This is a genomic window from Saccharopolyspora endophytica (assembly GCF_018070075.1).
Classification (GTDB): Bacteria; Actinomycetota; Actinomycetes; order Mycobacteriales; family Pseudonocardiaceae; genus Saccharopolyspora; species Saccharopolyspora endophytica.
Genome location: NZ_JAGPXE010000016.1, coordinates 1 through 21,249 on the forward strand (window position 1 = coordinate 1; position 21,249 = coordinate 21,249).

Below are 21,249 nucleotides of genomic sequence, written 5' to 3' on the forward strand. Positions count from 1 at the left end.
GTTATTTTTATCTGCTATAGCCAAGAGGCGGCCCCGACAGGGTGGGCGGGGCCGCCTCTTCGTCGTTGAGGGCCGCTGCCACGTACGCGCAAGCGGCGAAGCCGCTTCCTCATTCACCACCTGAGCAGCTCACACCGCCACGGGTTCCGACACGTCGTCTGGCGAGGACGCCGCGACGCCGTGTCTGGCATGCATCAGGAGTGGCGCACGGAGTCCAGGCGGCGTGTCAGGTTCCGCCACCCGCACCGCTGAGCAGGGTGACCGAAGACAGGTTCCGGATCAGTACAGGAAGCGCTGGCCCGGGTCGACCTTGATGTGCAGGAGGCTGGGGCCTTGCTTGCCGGCGAACTCCTCGGGCAGGGCTTCGGCCAGCTCCTCCGGGGTCTGGATGAGCTTGGCCGGGCAGCCGAGGCTGGTGGCCAGAGAGACGAAGTCGATCCCGCCCAGGTCCACGCCCGGCAGCTTGCTGCCACCGGCGGCCTCGCCCAGCACGGCCACCGCGGCGTACCGCGAGTTGTCCATGATCACGAACGTGACGGGTGCCTGCTCGCGCACGGCCGTCCACAGCGACTGGATGCCGTACATGCTCGAACCGTCGCCGAGCAGCGCCACCGTCCGCCGCGCGGTGTTGGCCATGCCGACGCCGACCGCGGCGCCGACGCCGTAGCCCAGCGCGCCGGAGAAGCCGGTGAAGAACCCGCCGTCGGTGGAGCGGACGGGGAAGTACTCGTGCAGGTCGTTGCGGTGGCTCGGGGTCTCCTCGACCACGGCGGCGTCGGCGGGGAGCTGCCCGACGAGGGTGTCGAAGACGTAGGAGGCCGTCATCGGCGTGCTGGCGGCGGGCTTCTCGGGCCGGGCCATGGTCGTCGGCGCCGACCGGTCCAGGTCCTCGACCAGCGCGTTGACCTGCGGAACCGCGTGCGCCATCGTGCCCATCACGCCCCGCCCGGAGCGGGCGCGGGCCAGCACGTCGGCGTCGTCGTTGACCAGGAACAGCTCGGGCAGCGCGACCTCGGCCTCACCCCGGTAGACGTGGTAGGTGAACGCCGGAGCGCCCCACACCACGACCAGGTCGTAGCCGGAGAGCTCCTGGCTGAGCAGCCGCTGCTCGGGCTGCAGGAACCCGGCGAAGCACGGGTGGTCCTCCGGGAAGGAGCAGCGCGGCGACATCGGCGGTGCGTAGACGGCGGCCTTGGTCTTCTCGGCCAGCCGCACCATCTCGTCCACGACGCCGTCGGCGTCGACCGCCGGGCCGGTCACGAACGCGGGCCGCTCGCAGTCGCGCAGCGCCTCGGCGAGCCCGGCGATGGCCTGCGGGTCGGGCGCGAAGCCCGGTGTGCGCGGGCGCGCGGGGACCTCCACGCCGGGCTCGTCCCAGTCGTCGGCGGGCACCGACAGGAAGACCGGACCGTACGGCGGGGTCGTCGCCATCTGGTAGGCGCGCACCAGCGCGGCCGGGACGTCCGCGGCCCTGGCCGGCTCGTAGCTCCACTTCACGTAGGGCTTGGGGAAGTTCGGCGCCTCGGTGGCACCCAGGAACGGTTCGTTGAACATCAGGCTGCGGGTCTGCTGACCAGCGGTGATGATCATCGGGGTGCGGTTGCGGTAGGCGGTGAACACCGCGCCCAGCGCGTGCCCGACACCACCGGCCGAGTGCAGGTTGACCAGCACCGGTTCGCGGCGGGACTGCGCGTAGCCGTCGGCCATCGCGACCACCACGGACTCCTGCAGCCCGAGCACGTAGTGGAAGTCGTCCGGCCACCCCGTCAGGAAGGGGACCTCCGTCGTGCCCGGGTTGCCGAACACCGTGGTCAGCCCGAGCTCACGCATCAAACCCCGGGTGATGTCGCGAACCGTGCGATCCTCGCTGCCCATTCGTACTGCCTCCTCGCCCCACCGATCGTCGTGCTCCATCACAGCAGACCGGCTTCGTTAGCGGTAGTAAACATCAGATGCCCCGAACGTCCCCGAAGCACACGGTCTTGCGGGTGAAGACGTAATAGCCCTCGTTCTCCCCGCACGCGGACTCCGGGTCCTGCCCACCGACGACCCTGGTGACCTGGTCCTCCGACCGGGAGCACTCGATCTTCAACGGCAGGACGCCCTCGTCCTCCTGGAAGGGCGTCAGGCAGTCGCCCACCTTGACGTCGAGGACGACGCAGTAGGCGTTGCCCTCGGAGTAGTTGACGTAGTCGTCGCCGCACTCGGCGAGCCCGCGGTCCTGGACGTCGACGACCTCGTAGTCCGACTCGGCCGAACCGCAGTCGGCGGAGGCCATCGGACCACCCCGCTCGTCGAGCAGCTCCACGCAGTCGCCGGCCTCGACCCGGTTGCCGGCGATCACCGCCAGGGAGATCCCGATGATGCCCCCGGCCAGCAGCAGCACGCCGCCGACGACGAGCCCGACGATGAGACCGGTGCGCTTCTTCTTCGGCGGCGGCGGAGGTGGTTGCTGGTTGCCCGCGACCTGGCGCCAGAAGGCGTCGGAACCCTGCTGCGGGTACGGGTAGCCCTGCTGCGGGTGCTGACCGGGCCAGCCGCCCGGATACGGCCCGGACTGCGCACCGTGAGGATCCGGTTGCGGTGGGTAGGTCACAAGTCCTCCGTGGTCGAGTTCGCCACCCGCAATCTACCCAGCCAGGGAAAACGCGTTCCTACGCGGCATCGCGGCGCAGCACGAACACGAACGGCGCGGCCATGCCGCGCAAGTCCATCGCGCACAGCAGCGTGTCGTCGTCGACCTTGCGGAACGGGTCCTGGATCGGCAGCGCGTCGTAGACCATCGCCGCCGAGGACACGCCCCGGTACTCGACCATCCGCAGCCGCGCGCGGGGTTCGCTCGTGGTCATCAGCGGCATCACGATCCGGAACAGCTTCGCCACGACGGGGTTGTTGAGCTTGTCGGCGATGCCGAGCATCAGTCCGACCGGCATGAACGCCGGGTTGATGCTCACCACGCGACCACCGGAGGCGGCGAACAGCAGCGGATGGGCGTCCTCGGGGCCTCCGAAGCGCTTGCCGTACCAGCCGAACCGCTCCAGCAGCCCGTCGAACGGGTTGCCGGTGTCGATCCCGTTGCCCCGCCAGGTGCCCACCAGCTCCTCGACCCGCACCGGGGGCAGCGAGTCGAACAGTTCCAGCACGTCCTCCAGGCGGGCCCCGGGCTCCAGCTCCCGCAACCGCTCCCCCGCGTTCTCCGCAGCCATGTCACTCCTCGCACCCGAACAAGATCGACGAAACGCTCCCACCAGCCGGGCACCACCACAATCCCCCGACCGCCGGGCGACGCACCTGCCCGGGAGACCCTCCGGCCCGGGCGAGCAGGCGATGTGTGTCACTTCGGGCCCCCGCTGGGACTGGACCCGGCGGGGGCGGTGTTGCCCGGGTGGAATACTGGGCCGGGAGTCCTGCCGGTGGCTGCCGACAGTGTTGATCACCTGCGGAAACTCCACCCGATCCCCGAGGGAGCGCTCACCTTGACCGACGGACCTCTGATCGTCCAGTCCGACAAGACGTTGCTGCTCGAAGTCGATCACGACCTCGCCGACGACGCGCGCACCGCCATCGCACCCTTCGCCGAGCTGGAGCGCGCGCCGGAGCACGTGCACACCTACCGGATCACGCCGCTCGCGCTGTGGAACGCGCGCGCCGCCGGGCACGACGCCGAGCAGGTCGTCGACGGACTGGTCCGCTTCTCCCGCTACCCCGTGCCGCAGCCGCTGCTGGTCGACATCGTCGAGACCATGGGCCGCTTCGGCCGGCTCCAGCTGACCAACGACCCCGCGCACGGCCTCGTGCTGGTCTCCGTGGACCGCGCCGTGCTCGAAGAGGTCCTGCGCAACAAGAAGATCGCCCCGATGTTCGGCGCCCGCCTCGACGACGACACCGTCGTGGTGCACCCCAGCGAGCGCGGACGCCTCAAGCAGATGCTGCTCAAGGTCGGCTGGCCCGCCGAAGACCTCGCCGGCTACGTCGACGGCGAGGCGCACCCCATCGAGCTGGAGCAGAACGGCTGGAACCTGCGCGACTACCAGCGCCAGGCCGTGCAGTCGTTCTGGGCCGGTGGCTCCGGCGTCGTCGTGCTGCCCTGCGGCGCGGGCAAGACGCTGGTCGGCGCAGCGGCCATGGCCGAGGCGGCGGCGACCACGTTGATCCTGGTCACCAACACCGTCGCGGGCCGCCAGTGGAAGCGCGAGCTGATCGAGCGGACCTCGCTGACCGAGGAGGAGATCGGCGAGTACTCCGGGGAGAAGAAGGAGATCCGGCCGGTCACCATCGCGACCTACCAGGTGATCACCCGCCGCTCCAAGGGCGAGTACAAGCACCTGGAGCTGTTCGACTCCCGCGACTGGGGCCTGGTCGTCTACGACGAGGTGCACCTGCTGCCCGCCCCGGTGTTCCGGATGACCGCCGACCTGCAGTCCCGCCGCCGGCTCGGCCTGACCGCCACCCTCGTGCGCGAGGACGGCCGGGAAGGCGACGTGTTCTCGCTGATCGGCCCCAAGCGCTACGACGCCCCGTGGAAGGACATCGAGGCGCAGGGCTGGATCGCGCCGGCGGAGTGCGTCGAGGTGCGGGTGACGCTGACCGACAACGAGCGCCTGCAGTACGCCACCTCCGAGGCCGAGGAGCGCTACAAGCTGTGCGCGACCGCGCGCACCAAGGCCCCGGTGGTCAAGGCGATCCTCGACCAGCACCCGGACGAGCCCGCCCTGGTCATCGGCGCCTACCTGGAGCAGCTGCACGAGCTCGGCGAGGCGCTGGAGGCGCCGATCATCGAGGGCTCGACGAAGAACAAGGAGCGCGAGGAGCTCTTCGACGCGTTCCGGCGCGGCGAGATCAACCGGCTCGTCGTGTCCAAGGTCGCCAACTTCTCGATCGACCTGCCCGAAGCCTCGGTCGCCGTGCAGGTGTCGGGCACCTTCGGGTCCCGGCAGGAGGAGGCGCAGCGGCTCGGCCGGCTGCTGCGGCCCAAGGCCGAGCGCAAGCAGGCGCACTTCTACTCGGTCGTCTCGCGCGACACCTTGGACACCGACTACGCCGCGCACCGGCAGCGGTTCCTCGCCGAACAGGGCTACGCCTACCGGATCGTGGACGCCGATGACCTCCTCGGCCCGGCCCTTCCGGACGTGGGGTGACGGAAACTCCGGGTGAGCCCCGGATAGCTGTCATCCAAAAGGGGTCCGCGTTCGGCTGCTTTGCAGCTACCGTTGCGATGAACGAACGCAGCGTCTGAGCTGCAAGACACTGGAGATCGGATGGAAACCGAGCACCAACGGCCGGCGATGGGCGGTGCGCACCGCTTCGTCGGCCTCGCGGAGAACCTGGAACGGTACGCCGGCGCCCCCACGGGAGCCGAGCCGCCGAACGTGAACGGCACCAACCGCGGCTACGGTCTGGTGTTCTTCCACCTCGAAGAACTCCATCTGACGACGGTGATCAGCAGCGGCCTGCGGTTCCAGCCGCTCGGCGCCCACCCCGCTCAGGAGCTGGCCTGCACGGTCTACCGGGAGCAGGCCGAAGCCGCCCGCCACCTGGTCGACCTCACCTCGGAACTGCTGGTGCAGAACCGCACCTTCCTGGTTCCCGACCAGATCGTGCCGAACGAGAAGCCGCTGCTGCCGGGCACCGAGTTCCACGGCGTCCTGGCCAGCGGGCATCCGATCTTCCCGTCGGAGTTCACCCGCTTCACCGACCCGGAGGGCGTCGAGCAGCTCCAGGTCTTCACCCTCCTCCCGGTCACGCTGGGCGAGCTCAACTACATCCTCGACCACGGCGTCACCTCCCTGCGGCAGCAATGGGCCCGCTTCGAGGTGGACGTCTTCGACCTCGGCCGCCCGAGCGTCGCCTGACCCCACCCGACGCGCCTGATCACTCGTCAACCCGATTTCAGTGGAAGTCCGGAACCGGATTCCAGTGGGAATCGGGGGTCGGACTTCCACTGAAATCGGTGCACCTCGAGGGCGCGGAGGCGGGTCCGGGCTGAAAGGATTGGGTCATGGCGAGCTTCGATCCTGCGGAACTGGACGCCGTGCGGGTGTACGCGTTGCCGATGCGGAACCGGTTTCGCGGGATCACCGTGCGGCGCGGGGTGCTCATGTCCGGGCCTGCCGGGTGGGGCGAGTTCTGCCCGTTCGAGGACTACGACGACGCCGGCTCCGTTCCGTGGCTGAAGGCGGCGTTCGAGGCGTGCGGTGAGCACTGGCCGGAGCCCGTCAGGGACAGGATCCCCGTCAACTGCACCGTTCCCGCCGTGTCCGCCGAGAAGGCCGCGCAGATCGTGGCGCGCTCCGGGTGCCGGACCGCGAAGGTCAAGATCGCCGATCCCGGCCAGACCGCCGCCGAAGACCTGGAGCGGGTCGCCGCCGTCCGGGACGCGCTCGGGCCCGACGGCGCGATCCGGATCGACGCCAACGCGGCGTGGGACGTCGACACCGCCATCAGCCGCATCCGCGAGCTCGACGCCGCCGCTCACGGCCTGGAGTACGCCGAGCAGCCGTGCCCGAGCATCGAGGAGCTCGCCGCCGTGCGGCGCAAGGTCGACGTGCGCATCGCCGCCGACGAGAGCATCCGCCGCGCCGAGGACCCGATGCGCGTGGCCGTGGCCGGAGCGGCCGACGTGGCGATCATCAAGGCGGCGCCGCTGGGCGGAGTCCGCCGAGCGCTGCAGGTCGCCGAGGCGTGCGGTCTGCCGTGCGTGGTGTCCTCGGCGGTGGAGACCAGCGTCGGTCTGTCCGCGCAGCTGGCGCTGGCCGGTGCGCTGCCCGAGCTGCCGTTCGCGTGCGGGCTGGGCACCATGACGCTGCTCGACGGCGACGTGGTCGCCGATTCGCTGCTGCCCGAGCAGGGGTTCCTGCCGGTGCTCTCGAAGCCCCCGGAGCCCGACCCGGCGCTGGTCGCGGCCGCCACTCCGCCCGCCGACGTGCAGCGGTGGTGGCTTGACCGGCTCGGCCGGGTCGGAGCCCTCCTGCGGGACTGAGCCCCCTTACGAGGCGCGCTTGCGGGCGCGGCGCTTCTTGAAGCGGCGCAGCACGATGAACGCCACCAGGAGGCCGATCGCCGCGGGGGCGGCCCGCTTGAGGACCGGTGCGCCCGCGGTGCCCAGCAGGTCGATGGCCTCGTCGTTGGCGGCCGGCTCGGCGACGGTGGTCGGGCTCGGCGAGTCGGCGCTGGCCGGGGTGACCCGCCAGCTGGTGTCCTTGCGGGCCGAACCGACCGCGGCGCCCGCGGCCGCCGAACCCGCCGCCGCGGCGGCACCGTTGCCGTTCGCGCCACCCGGGGTCTCGGTGCTCTGCGGCTCGGCCGACGCCTTCTCCTGCGCGGCCGGGGCCTCCTGCTCGGACTCCAACTTCTTGGCGAGGTTGTCGGCGAACTGGTTCAGGATCTTGCCGCCCACCTCGGAGATCAGGCCGCGACCCAGCTGAGCGGGCTTGCCGGTGACCTTGAGGTCGGTGTCGACCGTGCCGGAGGTGGTGCTGCCCTCGTCGGTCAGCGTGACCACGACCGTCGCGGCGGCGGTGCCGCTGCCCCGCGAGTCCTTGCCGCTGGCGTCGATGACCAGGCGGCGGTTCTTCTCGTCGATGTCCTTGAAGACACCGGTTCCCTTGTACAGCAGCGTCACCGGTCCGAGCTTGACCTTCACCGAACCGGCGAACTCGTTGCCCTCGGCCTTGGTGAGCGTGGCGCCGGGCATGCACGGAGCGACCCGCTCGGGGTCGGTCATCGCCTTCCACGCCGCATCGATCGGCACCGGAACGCTGAACGTGTGCTGCATTTCCACTGGAAGGTCCTCCTGATTGACCGTGCTCGGCTCAGGCGCAGAGCCATCGTTTCAGTCTGAAGCTATAACGCAGTCCACCCACCAGCCTCCCAGGCCGGACGGCGCGCCGATAGCCCGATCGGCTCAGCGGGAAGGACCACCCGCCCACGAGAACGATTCGGGTCTGGCGGCAATTCCCCTGGATCGCCGCCAGACCCGATCTTCGCCGGAGCGGATCAGCCGCCTGCCGCCGCCAGCACCGCACGTCCCGTCAGCACCTCGGCGAGGTGCTCCCGGTAGTCGGCATCAGCGCTGGAATCGCCTGTCGCGCTGGTGCCTTCGGTCGCGTGCCGGGCGGCCGCGCGGACCGCGTCGGCCGTGGCCTGCTGGCCGACCAGCGCCTGCTCCACACCCATCGCGCGGATGGGGGTGGCGCCCATGTTGGTCAGCGCGATGCGCGCTTCGGCGATGGCGCCGCCGGAAACCCGCACCGCTGCGGCGACTCCGACGATCGACCACGCCTGGGCGACGCGGTTGAACTTCTCGTAGTGCGCGTTCCAGCCGGTCCACTTCGGCATCCGCACCTCGACCAGCAGGTCGGTGGGTTCCAGCGCGGTGGTGAAGTAGTCGACGAAGAACTCCGAGGCCGGGACGGTGCGCCGGCCCGAGGGACCGGCGATGACCATCTCCGCGTCCAGCGCGAGCGCCGGGGCGGGCAGGTCACCGGCCGGGTCGGCGTGCGCCAGCGAACCGCCGAAGGTGCCCCGGTGGCGCACCTGCGGATCGGCGACGGTGCGGGTGGCCAGCGTGATCAGCTCGGCGTGCTGCCGGATCAGCGGGTCCCGCTGCACCTCGTGGTGGGTGGTCATGGCGCCGACGACGAGCGTGTCACCGTCCTCGCGGACGCCCCGCATCTCGGGGATGCGACCGACGTCGACGATCGTGCTCGGATCGGCCATCCGCATCCGCAGCACGGGCAGCAGGCTCTGCCCGCCGCCGAGCACCTTGGCGTCCTCGCCCGCCGCCGCCAGCGCGGCGACGGCCTCGTCCACGGTCGAGGGCGCGACGTATTCGAACTGGGCCGGGATCACCGGGCACCTCCCTGGGGATTCATCGAGCCGAGTCCGCCGCCGGCCTCCGGCGCCGTCTTCCCGGACGCGCGAGCTCCGGTCACCGCCCGCCACACGCGCTGCGGCGAGCAGGGCATCTCGACGTCGTTGACGCCCATCGGGCGCAGCGCGTCGACGATCGCGTTCACCACCGCGGGTGTGGAGGCGATCGTTCCCGCCTCCCCCACGCCCTTGACGCCCAGGGCGTTCGAGGTCGCGCGGGTCTCGGTGCGGTCGGTGGTGAACTCCGGCAGGTCCGCCGCCGAGGGCACCAGGTAGTCGGCCAGCGTGCCCGTGGTGAGCGTGCCGCCCTCGTCGTAGACGGCCTCCTCGTAGAGCGCCTGCGCGATGCCCTGGGCGAGCCCGCCGTGCACCTGGCCCTCCACGATCAGCGGGTTGATCACCGATCCGATGTCGTCCACGCACACGTACTTGCGGATCTTCACGTGCCCGGTCTCGGTGTCCACCTCGGTCGCGCAGAGGTGGGTGCCGTGCGGGAACGAGAAGTTCTCCGGGTCGAACGTCGCGTCGGAGTCCAGGTTCGGCTCCACCCCGTCGGGCAGGTCGTGCGCGGCGAACACCGCGAGCGCGACCTCCCCCATCGCCACACCCCGATCGGTGCCGCGCACGCCGAACCGGCCGGAGGAGAACTCCAGGTCCTCCTCGGCGCATTCGAGCATGTGCGCGGCGATCGGCCGGGCCTTGTCGATGACCTTGTCGGCGGCGGCGACCACGGCCATGCCGCCCACGGTCAGGGAGCGGGAGCCGTAGGTGTCCATGCCGCGCGGTGAGACCTGGGTGTCGCCGTGCAGCACCTCGACGTCCTCGAAGGCGACGCCGAGCCGGTCGGCGACGATCTGGCTCCACGCCGTCTCGTGCCCCTGGCCGTGCGGGGACGAACCCGTGACGACCTCGACCTTGCCGGTGGGCAGCATGCGGATCGCCGCGTGCTCCCAGCCGCCCGCGCCGTAGGACAGCGAGCCCAGCACCCGCGAGGGCGCCAGCCCGCACATCTCGGTGAAGGTGGAGATGCCGATGCCCAGCTGGACCGGGTCGTTCTCGCGACGGCGCCGCTCCTGCTCCTCGCGCAGCGAGGTGTAACCGAACAGCTCCATCGCCTTGTCGGTGGCGGCCTCGTAGTTGCCCGAGTCGTAGGTCAGGCCCGCGACCGTGTCGTAGGGGAACTCGTCGTGGGCGATCCAGTTCTTGCGCCGCACCTCCATGGGCTCCATGCCCAGCTCGGCGGCGAGTTCGTCCATCATCCGCTCGATGCCGAAGGTGGCCTCCGGTCGTCCGGCGCCGCGGTAGGCGTCGGTCGGCGTCTTGTTGGTGAACACGTTGGTGCAGCTGAAGTGGTACGCCGGGATCTTGTAGATCGAGTTGAACATCAGCGCGCCCAGGATCGGCACGCCCGGGGTGACCAGCCGCAGGTAGGCGCCCATGTCGGCGAGGAGTTCGACCTTGAGCCCGGTGATCCGGCCGTCGCGCGTCGCCGCCATCGACAGCTTCTGGATCTGGTCCCGGCCGTGGTGCGCCGACACCATGGTCTCCGACCGGGTCTCGGTCCACTTGACCGGACGGCCGAGCCGCTGCGCCATCAGGAACGACAGGACCTCCTCCGGCGTGACCTGGAGCTTCCCGCCGAAACCACCGCCGACGTCGGGTGCGATGACCCGGATCTTGCTCTCGGCGACGCCCAGCGTCATGGCCAGCATGACCCGCAGGATGTGCGGGACCTGGGTGGCCGACCAGACGGTGATCTGCTCACCGGTCGGGTCGACGACGACCGAGCGCGGCTCCATGAACGCCGGGATCAGCCGCTGCTGCCGGAAGGTCCGCTCGACGACGACCTCCGCGCCGGACAGGGCCTGCTCGACGTCACCGCCGGTGCCGGCCTCGGCCGAGTCGAAGGTCCACACGGCGTTGGTGTTGGTGCCCAGGTCCTGGTGGACCAGCGGTGATCCCGGTTCGATCGCCGAGGGCATGTCCAGCACGACCGGCATGTCCTCGTAGTCGACGTCGATGGCGTCCATCGCGTCGCGCGCCTCGGCGGCCGAGCGGGCGGCGACCATCGCCACCGCTTCACCCGCGAAGCGCACCTCGTCGACGGCCATCGCCGGGGCCGCCGGGGCCTTCATGTCCTCGGTGATCGGCCACGCGCAGGGCAGGCTGCCCTGGACGTCGGCGATGTCGCGGCCGGTGACTACCGCGACCACGCCGGGAGATTCCTTGGCGGCCTCGGTGTCGATCGCGGTGATCTTGGCGTGCGCCATCGGTGAGCGCAGGATCGCCAGGTGCAGCGTTCCGCTGGGCGCGAGGTTGTCGGTCCAGCGCGTGCGGCCGGTGATCAGCCGCGCGTCCTCCTTGCGCTTGCGGGAACGCCCGAGTTCCGGCTCTGCCACAGCGGTCATGACTGGCGACCTCCCGTGGCCTCGGCGCCGGTCCGCTCGTCGGCGGGCTTGCGCTGCATGGGCGTGTCATCGGTGTGCTCGGCCGCGGGGCCCGCACCGGGTTCCATGCGCTGAGCGGCGTCGCGCACCGCTCGGACGATGTTCTGGTAGCCCGTGCAGCGGCAGAGGTTTCCCTCCATGCCCTCGCGGACCGCCTGCTCGTCGGGTTCGGGGTCCTCGGCCAGCAGGTCCAGCGCCTGCATGATCATGCCGGGGGTGCAGAACCCGCACTGCAGCGCGTGGTTGTCGTGGAAGGCCTCCTGCAGCGGGTGCAGCTTGCCGTCCTGGGCCAGTCCTTCGATGGTGGTGACGTCGTGGCCGTCGGCCTGGACCGCCAGGACCGAGCACGACTTCACGCTGTGGCCGTCCATGTGGACGGTGCAGGCACCGCAGTTGCTGGTGTCGCAGCCGACCACGGTGCCGACCTTGCCGAGCCGCTCGCGCAGGTACTGCACGAGCAGCGTTCTAGGTTCCACTTCATCGGTGTACTTGGTGCCGTCTACGTTGACGGTGATGCGGGACATGGAACGGCCTCCTCGCCAGGAGCGCGGACGTTCGGGAACACGACTATCCGCCGAGTGACGGATGTCACTCCGCTAGAGGGTCCTACTCCGTCCCTGCGAGAGCAAGCGGGCTCAGTCGTGGTGGATCGGGCCCTCCACGTCCGAGAGCCTCACACCGCGGCCGCCCCAGCGCAGCGCGATCAGCTCCGCGGCGATGGAAACGGCGGTCTCCTCCGGGGTCCTGGCACCCAGGTCGAGACCGATCGGCGAGGACACGCGGGAGAGCTCCTCCTCGGTGACGCCCTCCTCGCGCAGCCGCGTCAAGCGGTTCTCGTGCGTGCGGCGCGAACCCATCGCGCCGATGTAGCCGACGTTCATGCGCAGGGCTTCCTTGAGCACCGGCACGTCGAACTTCGGGTCGTGGGTGAGCACCATGACCGCCGTGCGCTCGTCGAGGCGCCCCTCCTCAGCCTCCTGGGCGAGGTAGCGGTGCGGCCAGTCCACGACCACGTCGTCGACGCCCGGGAACCGGCTGTTGGTCGCGAACACCGGACGCGCATCGCACACCGTCACCCGGTAGCCGAGAAAAGCACCCATCCGGGCCATGGCGGCGGCGAAGTCGATCGCGCCGAAGACGAGCATGCGCGGCGGCGGCTCGAAGGAGTTGACGAACACCCGCATGCCCTCGCCGCGGCGCTGCCCCTCCGGGCCGTACTCGATGACACCGCTGCGACCGCTGGCCAGCATGCCGCGCACGTCGTCGACCACCGCGTCGTCCACCCGCGACGCGCCGAGCGTGCCGCGCACCCGCTCGCGCCAGATCAGCAGGTGGGTGCCGACCTTGGCCTGCTCGGGGTGCTCGATGACGGTCGCGACCGCCACCGGCTCCTCAGCGCGCACCGAAGCGGCGACCTCGTCGAGGTCGGGGAAGGTCTCGCGGTCGATCCGCTCGACGAAGATGTCGAGGATCCCGCCGCAGGTCAGGCCCACCGCGAAGGCGTCGTCGTCGCTGACGCCGTAGCGGCGCAGCACCGGCTCCGAACCCTGCAGGACCGTGGAGCCCTCCTCGTAGACGGCGCCTTCGACGCAGCCACCGGAGACGCTGCCCACGGCCTCGCCCTCCTGCGTGACCAGCATCGACGCACCCGGCGGGCGAGGGGCGGAGCGGAAGGTGGCCACCACGGTGCCCAGCCCGACGGACTCGCCGGCCTCCCAGCGCTTGGTCAAGTCATCCAACACGTCACGCACGGTGCACCTACCTCCACGGGCCGTCCTGGCCCCTCCAAGCATCCACCCGGGTCGGCGTCAGGCGAAACCGACCGGGACGCCGGGGAGCTGCTCCCCGGACTGGGACAGTCTGCGAACCCACGACCAGATGTCTTCCAGCGACCGCAGACTGTGACCGGCCACCATTCGGTCAACGTGCGGGAGGGCCGCCACAATTCCGGATTGCACGGGTTGATACCCGTCGTGGCCCGCGTGCGGGTTCGCCCAGATCACGCCGCGAGCCAGTCGGCGCAGCCGGCGCATCTGCTCGGCCAGGTCGGTGGCGTCGCCGCGCTCCCATCCGTCGGAGAACAGCACCACGACGGAGCCGCGCGCCATGCCGCGCTGCCCCCACCTGTCCAAGAACACCCGGAGAGTGTCGCCCAGTCGTGTGCCGCCGGAGAAGTCGGGGACCGCGCGAGAAGCCGCCTGCAGCGCGGATTCCGGATCGCGCTGGCGCAACTGCCTGCTCACGCGGGTCATCCTGGTGCCGAGCGTGAAGACCTCCGTGCTCGCCGGAGCCCGGCGGACCACGACGTGCGCGAAGCGCAGCAGCGCGTCCGAGTACGGGCTCATCGAACCGGAGACGTCGATGAGCAGCACGACGCGGCGCGCACGCCGCGAGCGGTGCTGCCGGGGCAGCCGCACCGGCTCGCCCCCGGACCGCAGCATCGCGCGCAGCGTGGCGCGCGGGCTCAGCGCTCCGCGCTTGCCGGGTTGGCGCCGCAGCGCCGGGCGCGTCGGAGGTTCGGGGCGCAGCACCGCCAGCATCCGGCGCAGGTGGTCGCGCTCGGCCGCGCTGAGCTCGGTGACATCGCGGTTGCGCAGCACCTCCGCGTCGCTGGCGGCAGCCGCGAGGGGATCGTCGGACTCCCCCTCGCCCTCGCCGTCGGACGTCTCGGCGGTCAGCGCCGCGATCTTCGCGGGGCGCGACACCGGCTTCCCCGGCTGCTCCACCTGCATCGGCTCCGCGCTGAACCAGGTCTCGAAGGCCGCGTCGTAGCGGGCGACGTCGTCGGGCTCGGAGCACAGGGTCAGCCGACCGGCCCAGTACACGCCCTCGCGCTCCTCCACCCCCACCTGCTCCACGGCGGACAGGAAGCTCTGCACCCGGTTCGGCCCCACGGCCATCCCCGAGTGCCGCAGAGCCCGGGCGAACCCCACCAACCCGGTCACGGTCTCCGTCATCAACACCCCTCCAGGTCACCCCTAGTGCACCGGACTTCAGCGGAAATCGGGGACCGGATTTCCACTGAAACCGGGGACCCGAGTTCCACTGAAACCGCGGTCCCGAGTTCCACTGAAGTTCGGTCAGGGAGGGGTGAGGACGCCTGATGAGCGGACTCGTTCCGCGTCCTCCCGGTACTTGAGGACCGCGCCGAGGGTCGTCGCGGCGGTCTCCGTGTCGAGGGAGTCCGCGCCCAGGGCCTGGAGGGCCTGGGTCCAGTCGAGGGCCTCGGCGACGCCCGGGGGCTTGAGGAGCTCCATCTGGCGCATCCGCTGGAGGGATGCCGCGACCTGCTCGGCCAGGCGACCGTCGACGCCCGGCAGGCGCCGGCGCAGGATGGCGACCTCCCGTTCCAGGTCCGGGTGCTCCAGCCAGTGGTAGAGGCAGCGGCGCTTGAGGGCGTCGTGGACCTCGCGGGTGCGGTTGGAGGTGAGGATGACGATCGGCGGCTCCTCGGCGCGGACCTCGCCGTACTCCGGGATGCTGACCGCGTACTCCGAGAGCACCTCCAGCAGGAACGCCTCGAACTCGTCGTCGGCGCGGTCGATCTCGTCGACCAGCAGCACGCACGGCGCCTCCTGCAAGGCGCGCAGCAGCGGCCTGGCCAGCAGGAATCGCGGGGTGTAGAGGGAGGACTCGGCGGCGTCGGCGTCGAGCTCACCGCCGGAGGCGGCTTCCAGGGTGCGCAGGTGCAGCAGCTGCCGCGGGAAGTCCCAGTCGTAGAGCGCCTGGGCCGCGTCGATGCCCTCGTGGCACTGCAGGCGGATCAGGTTCACGCCGAGCGCCGCCGCCAGGGCCTGGGCGAGCGCCGTCTTGCCGGTGCCCGGTTCGCCTTCGGTCAGCAGCGGGCGACGCATCCGCATCGCCAGGAAAGCCGCGGTCGCGATCCCGTCGTCCGGCAGGTAACCGGTCTCGTCCAGCGCCGCCGCGACCTCGGCCGGTGATTTCATCTCGAGAGCGTCAGCCACCCCCCGAGCCTATTCGACCGGACGCATCCACCCCATAGGATGCGCGTCGGTCGAACTAGAGGTGGGGCATGAGCAGGTTCAAGGGGTTCCCGGCGCACGTGGAGAAGCACGTCGGACGCGTTCGGGGTGCCGACAGCCGGAGCGCCGGTGGGCGGGAGCGGGCCTACAACCTCGTCTACTGCGACCACGCCGACGGCACGCACGTGACCGTGCTGACCAGCGGACTTCGCGAGCACACCGCCGGGGCACCGCTGCCTCAGGAGCTGCTGTGCACGCTGCGCCGCGATCAGGAGGTCTACGCCAAGCACCTGGTGGGCGTGGTCGCCGAGCTGCTCACCGAGTCGCAGGCGCGCGTCGGCTACGGCGCGCTGATCATGAACGACCGCATCCTGCTGCCGGACACCGCGATCGCGGGCGCGATGGCCGCACCGCACCCGTACCTGGGCGACGAGTTCGACGTCCTGCTCGACGAGGGCGTCCCGGTCCTGCAGCTGATCACGCTCGTCCCGATCACCCGCGCGGAGTCGCAGCTCGTGGCCCGCTTCGGCCGCGACGCCCTCTACGACAGGTGGGAAGCCCAGAACACCGACCTGGTCGACATCTACCGAGACGACGCAGGCAGCGGGCAGTTCTAGTCCGGCCCGACCGGGTTGATCGCGGACGGGCCGGACTAGAACCGCCGCCTAGCGCAGGCCGGGGGCCTCGGTCAGGAAGGTGTCGAGGACTCCGTCGGCGACCAGGACCTGACCCGCCGGGCGGACCTCCGCGGTCGTGGAGCGGATGCGCTTGGCCGCGTCCACCGCCCAGCGCGCCTCGTCGAAGCGCGCCTTGGCCATCGCCTCGTCGCCGGAAGCCCGGGCTTCCAGGCCGTCGGCCGTCGCGAGCAGGGCCTGACCCCACTGGTCGGTCGCGGTCAGCCAGTGATCGGTGTCGGTGACGAAGTCCCTCGGCGCCCCCGCGCGAATCCGCTCCGGGGCGCCGGCGACGAGCTCCGCGTAGGCCCGCAGGTCCCGCACCGCCGCGCGGCGGTCGCCACCCGCCCACGCCTCGCGGAACGCGTCGAGGCGGCGGGACAGCTCCGGAGCGGGCGGCAGCCAGGCCGAACCGTTGGCGACCGGGGCCATGTGCTCCAGGTCGAAGAACGCCAGCAGCGCTTCCACCGTCGCCGGGTCCGCCTGCACGCCGGGGGAATCACCGGCGAGCCGCTTGCCCGCCAGGTACTCGGCGGCGGCCCGCCAAGCCCGCTGCGGGTCGAAGTCCTCGTCGTTCCAGGCGAAATCGGCCGCACCGATCTCCACGACCTTGCTCGCCGCCGCCTGGTTCATCGGGTTGACCACGTCACCGGCCAGCTGGTCGCTGAGACCGCGCTCCCGCTTGTCGTAGGAGCCGAGCATGATCCGGCCGCGGGAACCGTTGAAGTCGTTGACCGGGTAGTTGTCCCACAGGAAAACCTTGCGGCCCCAAACGGTTTCGGCCTGCTTGGCGTCGGAAACGGTGATCTGGCGCGGGATCACGCCGTCACCGGTCCACATCACCAGCACCCTCGGGTCCAGCGCTCCGCGGATCGCCGTCTTGTACTCCGAGTCCTCGACGTCGGAGTACTCGGTCGGCACGAACTGCAGCGGCGCCACCCCGGGATGGGTGTCGACGAACTCGCGCTGCACCTTGTTGAGCAGGTCGGCCTGCGCCCGCCCGGCCGAGCCCTCCGAGGGGCGGCCGTAGGCGCGCTCGTCACCCGCGCAGTTCCAGCGCGTGTAGGAGATGTCGTCCAGCGGCAGCGAGAAGTCGCGGATGCCCTCGTCGTACATGGCCTGCAACTTCGCCTGCAGCGCCTGGAAATCGCGCGGGTCGCTGTAGCAGATGGAGTTGCCCGGCGAGAGCGCGAAGGTGAACTTCACGTGGTGCGCACCGGCCTGCCGGATCAGCTCGCGGACCTCCCCGAGCTCCTGCGCCGGGTAGGGCTCGCGCCACTTCTCGCGGTGGTACGGGTCGTCCTTGGGCGCGTAGATGTAGGTGTTGAGCTTGACGTCGCCGTAGAACGCCAGCTGGTCCATCCGCTCCTGGTGCGTCCACGGCGGGCCGTAGAAGCCCTCGATCGCGCCGCGCAGCGGCATCGCCGGCCGGTCCAGCACGGTCACGCCCGCGATGCGGCCGGGCGAGACGAGCTGCCGCAGCGTCTGCACCCCGTAGTAGGCCCCGGCCGGGTCGGAGGCCCCGATGAACACCTCGAACTGGGTGTCCGGGCGCGCGGCGAGCACGTACGCCTCCTCCTCCATCGGGACGGGGGCGTTCATGCGCGTCTCCTGCAGGCCCTTGACCACGGCCGGCGAGGTGCGCTCGCCGATCCGCACCCGCAGCGAGGCGTCGGTGGCGGGAGCCCCCGGCTCGCGGATCGCGACCTCGTCGGCCCCGGCGAGTTCGAGCACCTGCTGGGCGAGGTCCTTGGTCTGCTGGTCGACCAGCGGGTCCACCACGACCTCGACCTTGCCGCGGACCGCGACGTCGTCACCGATCCTGTCGAGCAGCTCCGGCTGCGGCACCACCGACGGCACGCCCTCACCGGGCAGCGCGTCGGAGCTCTGCGGGGCCGGTTGCTCCGGTGGAGGCGCGGAGTTCGTGCACCCGGCCAAGGCCATGATCCCGGCCACGCACACCGCGAACGACCTGGACAAACCGCGCATCGAGCTCCACATCCAATCCACCGGCGACGTCCCCAGTTCAACACACCCGCAGATGACCCGACCGGGTCACCTGCCCGCGTGACGCAAAGCAGAAGGGCCGCCCCCGACGGGGACGGCCCTTCTCAGCTTGGGACTGGACTCAGAAGCCCATGCCACCCATGCCACCGGTCGGGTCGGCGGCGGCAGCCGCGTCCCCGCCCTTCTCCGGCTTGTCCGCGACCACGGCTTCGGTGGTCAGGAACAGCGCGGCGATCGACGCGGCGTTCTGCAGCGCCGAGCGGGTGACCTTGGCCGGGTCGATGACGCCGGCCTGCACCAGGTCCTCGTACTCGCCGGTCGCGGCGTTGAGGCCGTGGCCGGAGGTGAGGTTCTTGACCTTCTCCGCGACGACGCCACCCTCGAGACCGGCGTTGACCGCGATCTGCTTGAGCGGAGCCTCGACGGCCAGCTTGACGCTGTTGGCACCGGTCGCCTCGTCGCCCTCGAGCTTGAGGCCGTCGAAAGCGGTCTGCGCGGCCTGCAGCAGAGCCACGCCACCACCGGCGACGATGCCCTCCTCGACCGCGGCCTTGGCGTTGCGGACCGCGTCCTCGATGCGGTGCTTGCGCTCCTTGAGCTCGACCTCGGTCGCCGCACCGGCCTTGATGACCGCAACACCGCCGGCCAGCTTGGCCAGGCGCTCCTGCAGCTTCTCGCGGTCGTAGTCGGAGTCCGAGCGCTCGATCTCGGCGCGGATCTCGTTGACCCGGCCGGCGATCTGCTCGTCGTCGCCCGCACCCTCGACGATGGTGGTCTCGTCCTTGGTCACCACGACCTTGCGGGCCTGGCCCAACAGGCTCAGGTCAGCGGTGTCCAGCTTGAGGCCGACCTCTTCGCTGATGACCTGACCACCGGTGAGGATGGCCATGTCCTGCAGCATCGCCTTGCGGCGGTCGCCGAAGCCCGGGGCCTTGACGGCGACGGACTTGAAGGTGCCGCGGATCTTGTTGACCACCAGGGTCGACAGGGCTTCGCCCTCGACGTCCTCGGCGATGATCAGCAGCGGCTTGTTGGCTTGCATGACCTTCTCCAGCAGCGGGAGGAGGTCCTTGACGTTGGAGACCTTGCTGCTCAGCAGCAGGATGTACGGGTCGTCGAGGACGGCCTCCATGCGCTCCGTGTCAGTCACGAAGTACATCGAGATGAGGCCCTTGTCGAAGCGCATGCCCTCGGTGAGCTCGAGTTCGAGCCCGAAGGTGTTGCTCTCCTCGACGGTGATGACGCCTTCCTTGCCGACCTTGTCCATCGCCTCGGCGATGAGCTCGCCGATCTGGCGGTCGCCGGCGGAGATCGCGGCGGTGGCGGCGATCTGGTCCTTGGTCTCGATTTCCTTGGCGTTCTTGAGCAGCTGCTCGGCGATCGCCTCGGTGGCCTTCTCGATGCCCTTCTTCAGAGCGATCGGGGAGGCGCCGGCCGCGACGTTGCGCAGACCCTCGCGAACCAGGGCCTGGGCGAGCACGGTGGCGGTGGTGGTGCCGTCACCCGCGACGTCGTCGGTCTTCTTCGCGACCTCCTTGACCAGCTCGGCCCCGATCTTCTCCCACGGGTCCTCGAGCTCGATCTCCTTGGCGATCGAGACGCCGTCGTTGGTGATGGTCGGCGCGCCCCACTTCTTCTCGAGCACGACATTCCGGCCCTTGGGGCCGAGCGTCACCTTGACGGCGTCGGCGAGGGTGTTCATGCCGCGCTCAAGACCGCGGCGGGCGTCCTCGTCGAACGCGATCATCTTGGCCATTGCGGTGTGGTCCTCCACCTGTCTGGACGCCGACGGTGCACACTGGGGCGTGCACGACGGCAGGACTCTGCTCGGCCAGGCTCGGTGCCCGCGACGGACGATCGCGCGACGACGCCGTCATGTGGCGCCGCCGGAACGACCTCACCGTCCCGACCTGGCACTCAACCTTGATGAGTGCCAGTACCGTGTTTAGCACTCACCGATGGCGAGTGCAAGCGACCTGCCTCGGTCTCACCCTCCGGCGGTCGGCACCGACGTGGGCAGCTCGGCTGTCGAAGGCGTGCTCCCGGAGCTCGAACCGCTCCCGGACGTGGCCATCACCACGAACAGCAGCACGATCACCAGCAGCGCGACGCCCACCAGCACCGGCACGATCCACTTCGCCGCGCCGCCCGACGAGGTCTTGGTGAACGACGAGGACCCGGCGGGCATCGGCGGGCGCAGCCGCACCGGCTGCTGCTGGTAGCCGGGGTAGGACTGCTGCGGGTACGGCCCGGTCTGCTGGGGCATCTGCTGGGGCATCTGCTGCGGGAACGGCTGGGACGCGGGGTTCGCGGGCTGCGGCACCGGCTGCTGCGCGACGCGCGGCGGCGCCGGGGCCTCCCCGGCGGCCGGGCCGAGCGCGGCGCGGGCCGCGGCGATCAGGTCCTGGCAGCTCGCGTAGCGCTGGTCGCCGCGCTTGGACATGCCCCGGCGCAGCACGTCGTCGATCGGCGGCGGCAGCAGCACCAGCGATCCGGGCGTGGGCGGCTCGGCACCCAGGTGCCCCTGGATGACCTCCTGGACCGAGCCCGGGAACGGCGGACGCCCGGTCAGGCAGGCGAAGAGCATGCAGGCCAGCGCGTACTGGTCGGTGCGGCCGTCGACCGGCTCGCCGCGCAGGTGCTCGGGGGCGGCGTAGGTCGGCGAGCCCAGGAAGTCGCCGGAGGACGTGCGGTGGCCGGTCGCGCCGCGCCGGGTCAGCCCGAAGTCGGCGAGGTAGACGTGCTCGTGCGACGACTCGCGCGAGGTGACCAGCACGTTGGCCGGCTTGAGGTCGAGGTGCACCAGACCGCGCTCGTGCAGCATGTCCAGCGCTTCGGCGATCTGCCCGAGCAGCTCCAGGCTGCGCTTCGGCGAGATCGGCCCGTCGGAGATCAACCCCGCCAGATCGGTGCCCTCGACCAGCCGCATCGCGATGAACAGCATGCCGTCGACCTCGCCGAAGTCGTACAGCGGCACGATGTTCGCGTGGTCGATCGCCGAGGTGTTGCGGGCTTCGTCGACGAAGCGCTCGCGGAACTCCGCGTCGCCGGTGATGTGCTCCCCCATCACCTTCAACGCGACCTTGCGGCCGAGCCGGACGTCGGTGGCGCGGTACATCACGCTCATCCCACCGCGACCGAGCACGCCGTCGATCTTGTAGTGGCCGAGCCTACGACCGGTCAAATCTTCCGACACGTCCCGCAGCCTAACCGGCTGAGATCACGTGCGGGTGCGGGTTTCGCGGGAGGACGCGCTGCGGCCCGGTC

Annotated in this window: 17 protein-coding genes; 4 read left to right on the top strand and 13 right to left on the bottom strand. The window is 70.7% G+C overall.

Going from position 1 to position 21,249, the window contains the following annotated elements; genetic code table 11:
• Positions 1 to 279: 279 nt before the first annotated feature.
• From mdlC to KBO27_RS28710, 3 genes are all read right to left on the bottom strand, one after another.
• Positions 280 to 1,875 carry a benzoylformate decarboxylase gene (mdlC, locus tag KBO27_RS28700; RefSeq protein ID WP_210972996.1) on the bottom strand — a complete coding sequence of 532 codons (1,596 nt, stop codon included), beginning with the start codon at positions 1,873 to 1,875 and terminating at the stop codon, positions 280 to 282.
• Between the two features lie 73 nt (positions 1,876 to 1,948).
• Positions 1,949 to 2,596, bottom strand: a complete 648-nt coding sequence (locus tag KBO27_RS28705) for a hypothetical protein (protein ID WP_210972997.1) — start codon at positions 2,594 to 2,596, stop codon at positions 1,949 to 1,951.
• Positions 2,597 to 2,654: 58 nt separating this feature from the next.
• Positions 2,655 to 3,206 carry a DUF4334 domain-containing protein gene (locus KBO27_RS28710; protein ID WP_210972998.1) on the bottom strand — a complete coding sequence of 184 codons (552 nt, stop codon included), beginning with the start codon at positions 3,204 to 3,206 and terminating at the stop codon, positions 2,655 to 2,657.
• A gap of 270 nt (positions 3,207 to 3,476) precedes the next feature.
• On the opposite strand from KBO27_RS28710, the gene KBO27_RS28715 reads away from it, so the two are divergent.
• The 3 genes from KBO27_RS28715 to KBO27_RS28725 all read left to right on the top strand — a co-directional run bounded on the left by KBO27_RS28715 (position 3,477) and on the right by KBO27_RS28725 (position 6,979).
• A complete protein-coding gene (locus KBO27_RS28715; protein WP_210972999.1) occupies positions 3,477 to 5,138 on the top strand; it encodes a DNA repair helicase XPB in 1,662 nt (553 codons plus the stop codon).
• Positions 5,139 to 5,258: 120 nt separating this feature from the next.
• The gene (locus tag KBO27_RS28720) at positions 5,259 to 5,852 is read left to right on the top strand and encodes a suppressor of fused domain protein (protein ID WP_210973000.1); all 594 of its coding nucleotides are present in this window, start codon (positions 5,259 to 5,261) and stop codon (positions 5,850 to 5,852) included.
• A gap of 146 nt (positions 5,853 to 5,998) precedes the next feature.
• On the top strand, positions 5,999 to 6,979 hold the full coding sequence (locus KBO27_RS28725; RefSeq protein WP_210973001.1) for an o-succinylbenzoate synthase: 981 nt from the start codon (positions 5,999 to 6,001) through the stop codon (positions 6,977 to 6,979).
• A gap of 6 nt (positions 6,980 to 6,985) precedes the next feature.
• Here the strand turns inward: KBO27_RS28725 and KBO27_RS28730 are convergent, their stop codons facing one another.
• The 7 genes from KBO27_RS28730 to KBO27_RS28760 all read right to left on the bottom strand — a co-directional run bounded on the left by KBO27_RS28730 (position 6,986) and on the right by KBO27_RS28760 (position 15,265).
• Positions 6,986 to 7,780: an SRPBCC family protein gene (locus KBO27_RS28730; protein WP_210973002.1), complete on the bottom strand. Its 795-nt coding sequence runs from the start codon at positions 7,778 to 7,780 to the stop codon at positions 6,986 to 6,988.
• Between the two features lie 215 nt (positions 7,781 to 7,995).
• On the bottom strand, positions 7,996 to 8,850 hold the full coding sequence (locus tag KBO27_RS28735; protein WP_210973003.1) for an FAD binding domain-containing protein: 855 nt from the start codon (positions 8,848 to 8,850) through the stop codon (positions 7,996 to 7,998).
• Positions 8,847 to 11,279 (bottom strand): xanthine dehydrogenase family protein molybdopterin-binding subunit, encoded by a 2,433-nt coding sequence (locus tag KBO27_RS28740; RefSeq protein ID WP_210973004.1) that lies wholly within the window; start codon positions 11,277 to 11,279, stop codon positions 8,847 to 8,849. The genes KBO27_RS28735 and KBO27_RS28740 overlap by 4 nt, the downstream gene beginning before the upstream one ends.
• Positions 11,276 to 11,842: a (2Fe-2S)-binding protein gene (locus KBO27_RS28745; RefSeq protein ID WP_132676662.1), complete on the bottom strand. Its 567-nt coding sequence runs from the start codon at positions 11,840 to 11,842 to the stop codon at positions 11,276 to 11,278. Before KBO27_RS28745 ends, KBO27_RS28740 begins: the two co-directional genes overlap by 4 nt.
• A gap of 111 nt (positions 11,843 to 11,953) precedes the next feature.
• Positions 11,954 to 13,069: an XdhC family protein gene (locus KBO27_RS28750; protein WP_132676660.1), complete on the bottom strand. Its 1,116-nt coding sequence runs from the start codon at positions 13,067 to 13,069 to the stop codon at positions 11,954 to 11,956.
• Between the two features lie 57 nt (positions 13,070 to 13,126).
• Positions 13,127 to 14,275, bottom strand: coding sequence for a vWA domain-containing protein (locus KBO27_RS28755; RefSeq protein WP_210973005.1), 1,149 nt, complete (start codon positions 14,273 to 14,275; stop codon positions 13,127 to 13,129).
• Between the two features lie 123 nt (positions 14,276 to 14,398).
• A complete protein-coding gene (locus KBO27_RS28760) occupies positions 14,399 to 15,265 on the bottom strand; it encodes an AAA family ATPase (protein ID WP_210973106.1) in 867 nt (288 codons plus the stop codon).
• Between the two features lie 86 nt (positions 15,266 to 15,351).
• On the opposite strand from KBO27_RS28760, the gene KBO27_RS28765 reads away from it, so the two are divergent.
• Positions 15,352 to 15,918 carry a suppressor of fused domain protein gene (locus KBO27_RS28765; protein WP_210973006.1) on the top strand — a complete coding sequence of 189 codons (567 nt, stop codon included), beginning with the start codon at positions 15,352 to 15,354 and terminating at the stop codon, positions 15,916 to 15,918.
• Positions 15,919 to 15,966: 48 nt separating this feature from the next.
• Here KBO27_RS28765 and KBO27_RS28770 read toward each other — a convergent pair whose 3' ends face one another.
• From KBO27_RS28770 to KBO27_RS28780, 3 genes are all read right to left on the bottom strand, one after another.
• Positions 15,967 to 17,964, bottom strand: a complete 1,998-nt coding sequence (locus KBO27_RS28770; protein WP_210973007.1) for a glycoside hydrolase family 84 protein — start codon at positions 17,962 to 17,964, stop codon at positions 15,967 to 15,969.
• Between the two features lie 139 nt (positions 17,965 to 18,103).
• On the bottom strand, positions 18,104 to 19,738 hold the full coding sequence (groL, locus tag KBO27_RS28775) for a chaperonin GroEL (protein ID WP_132676654.1): 1,635 nt from the start codon (positions 19,736 to 19,738) through the stop codon (positions 18,104 to 18,106).
• Positions 19,739 to 19,969: 231 nt separating this feature from the next.
• A complete protein-coding gene (locus KBO27_RS28780; protein ID WP_210973008.1) occupies positions 19,970 to 21,178 on the bottom strand; it encodes a serine/threonine-protein kinase in 1,209 nt (402 codons plus the stop codon).
• Positions 21,179 to 21,249: the final 71 nt, after the last annotated feature.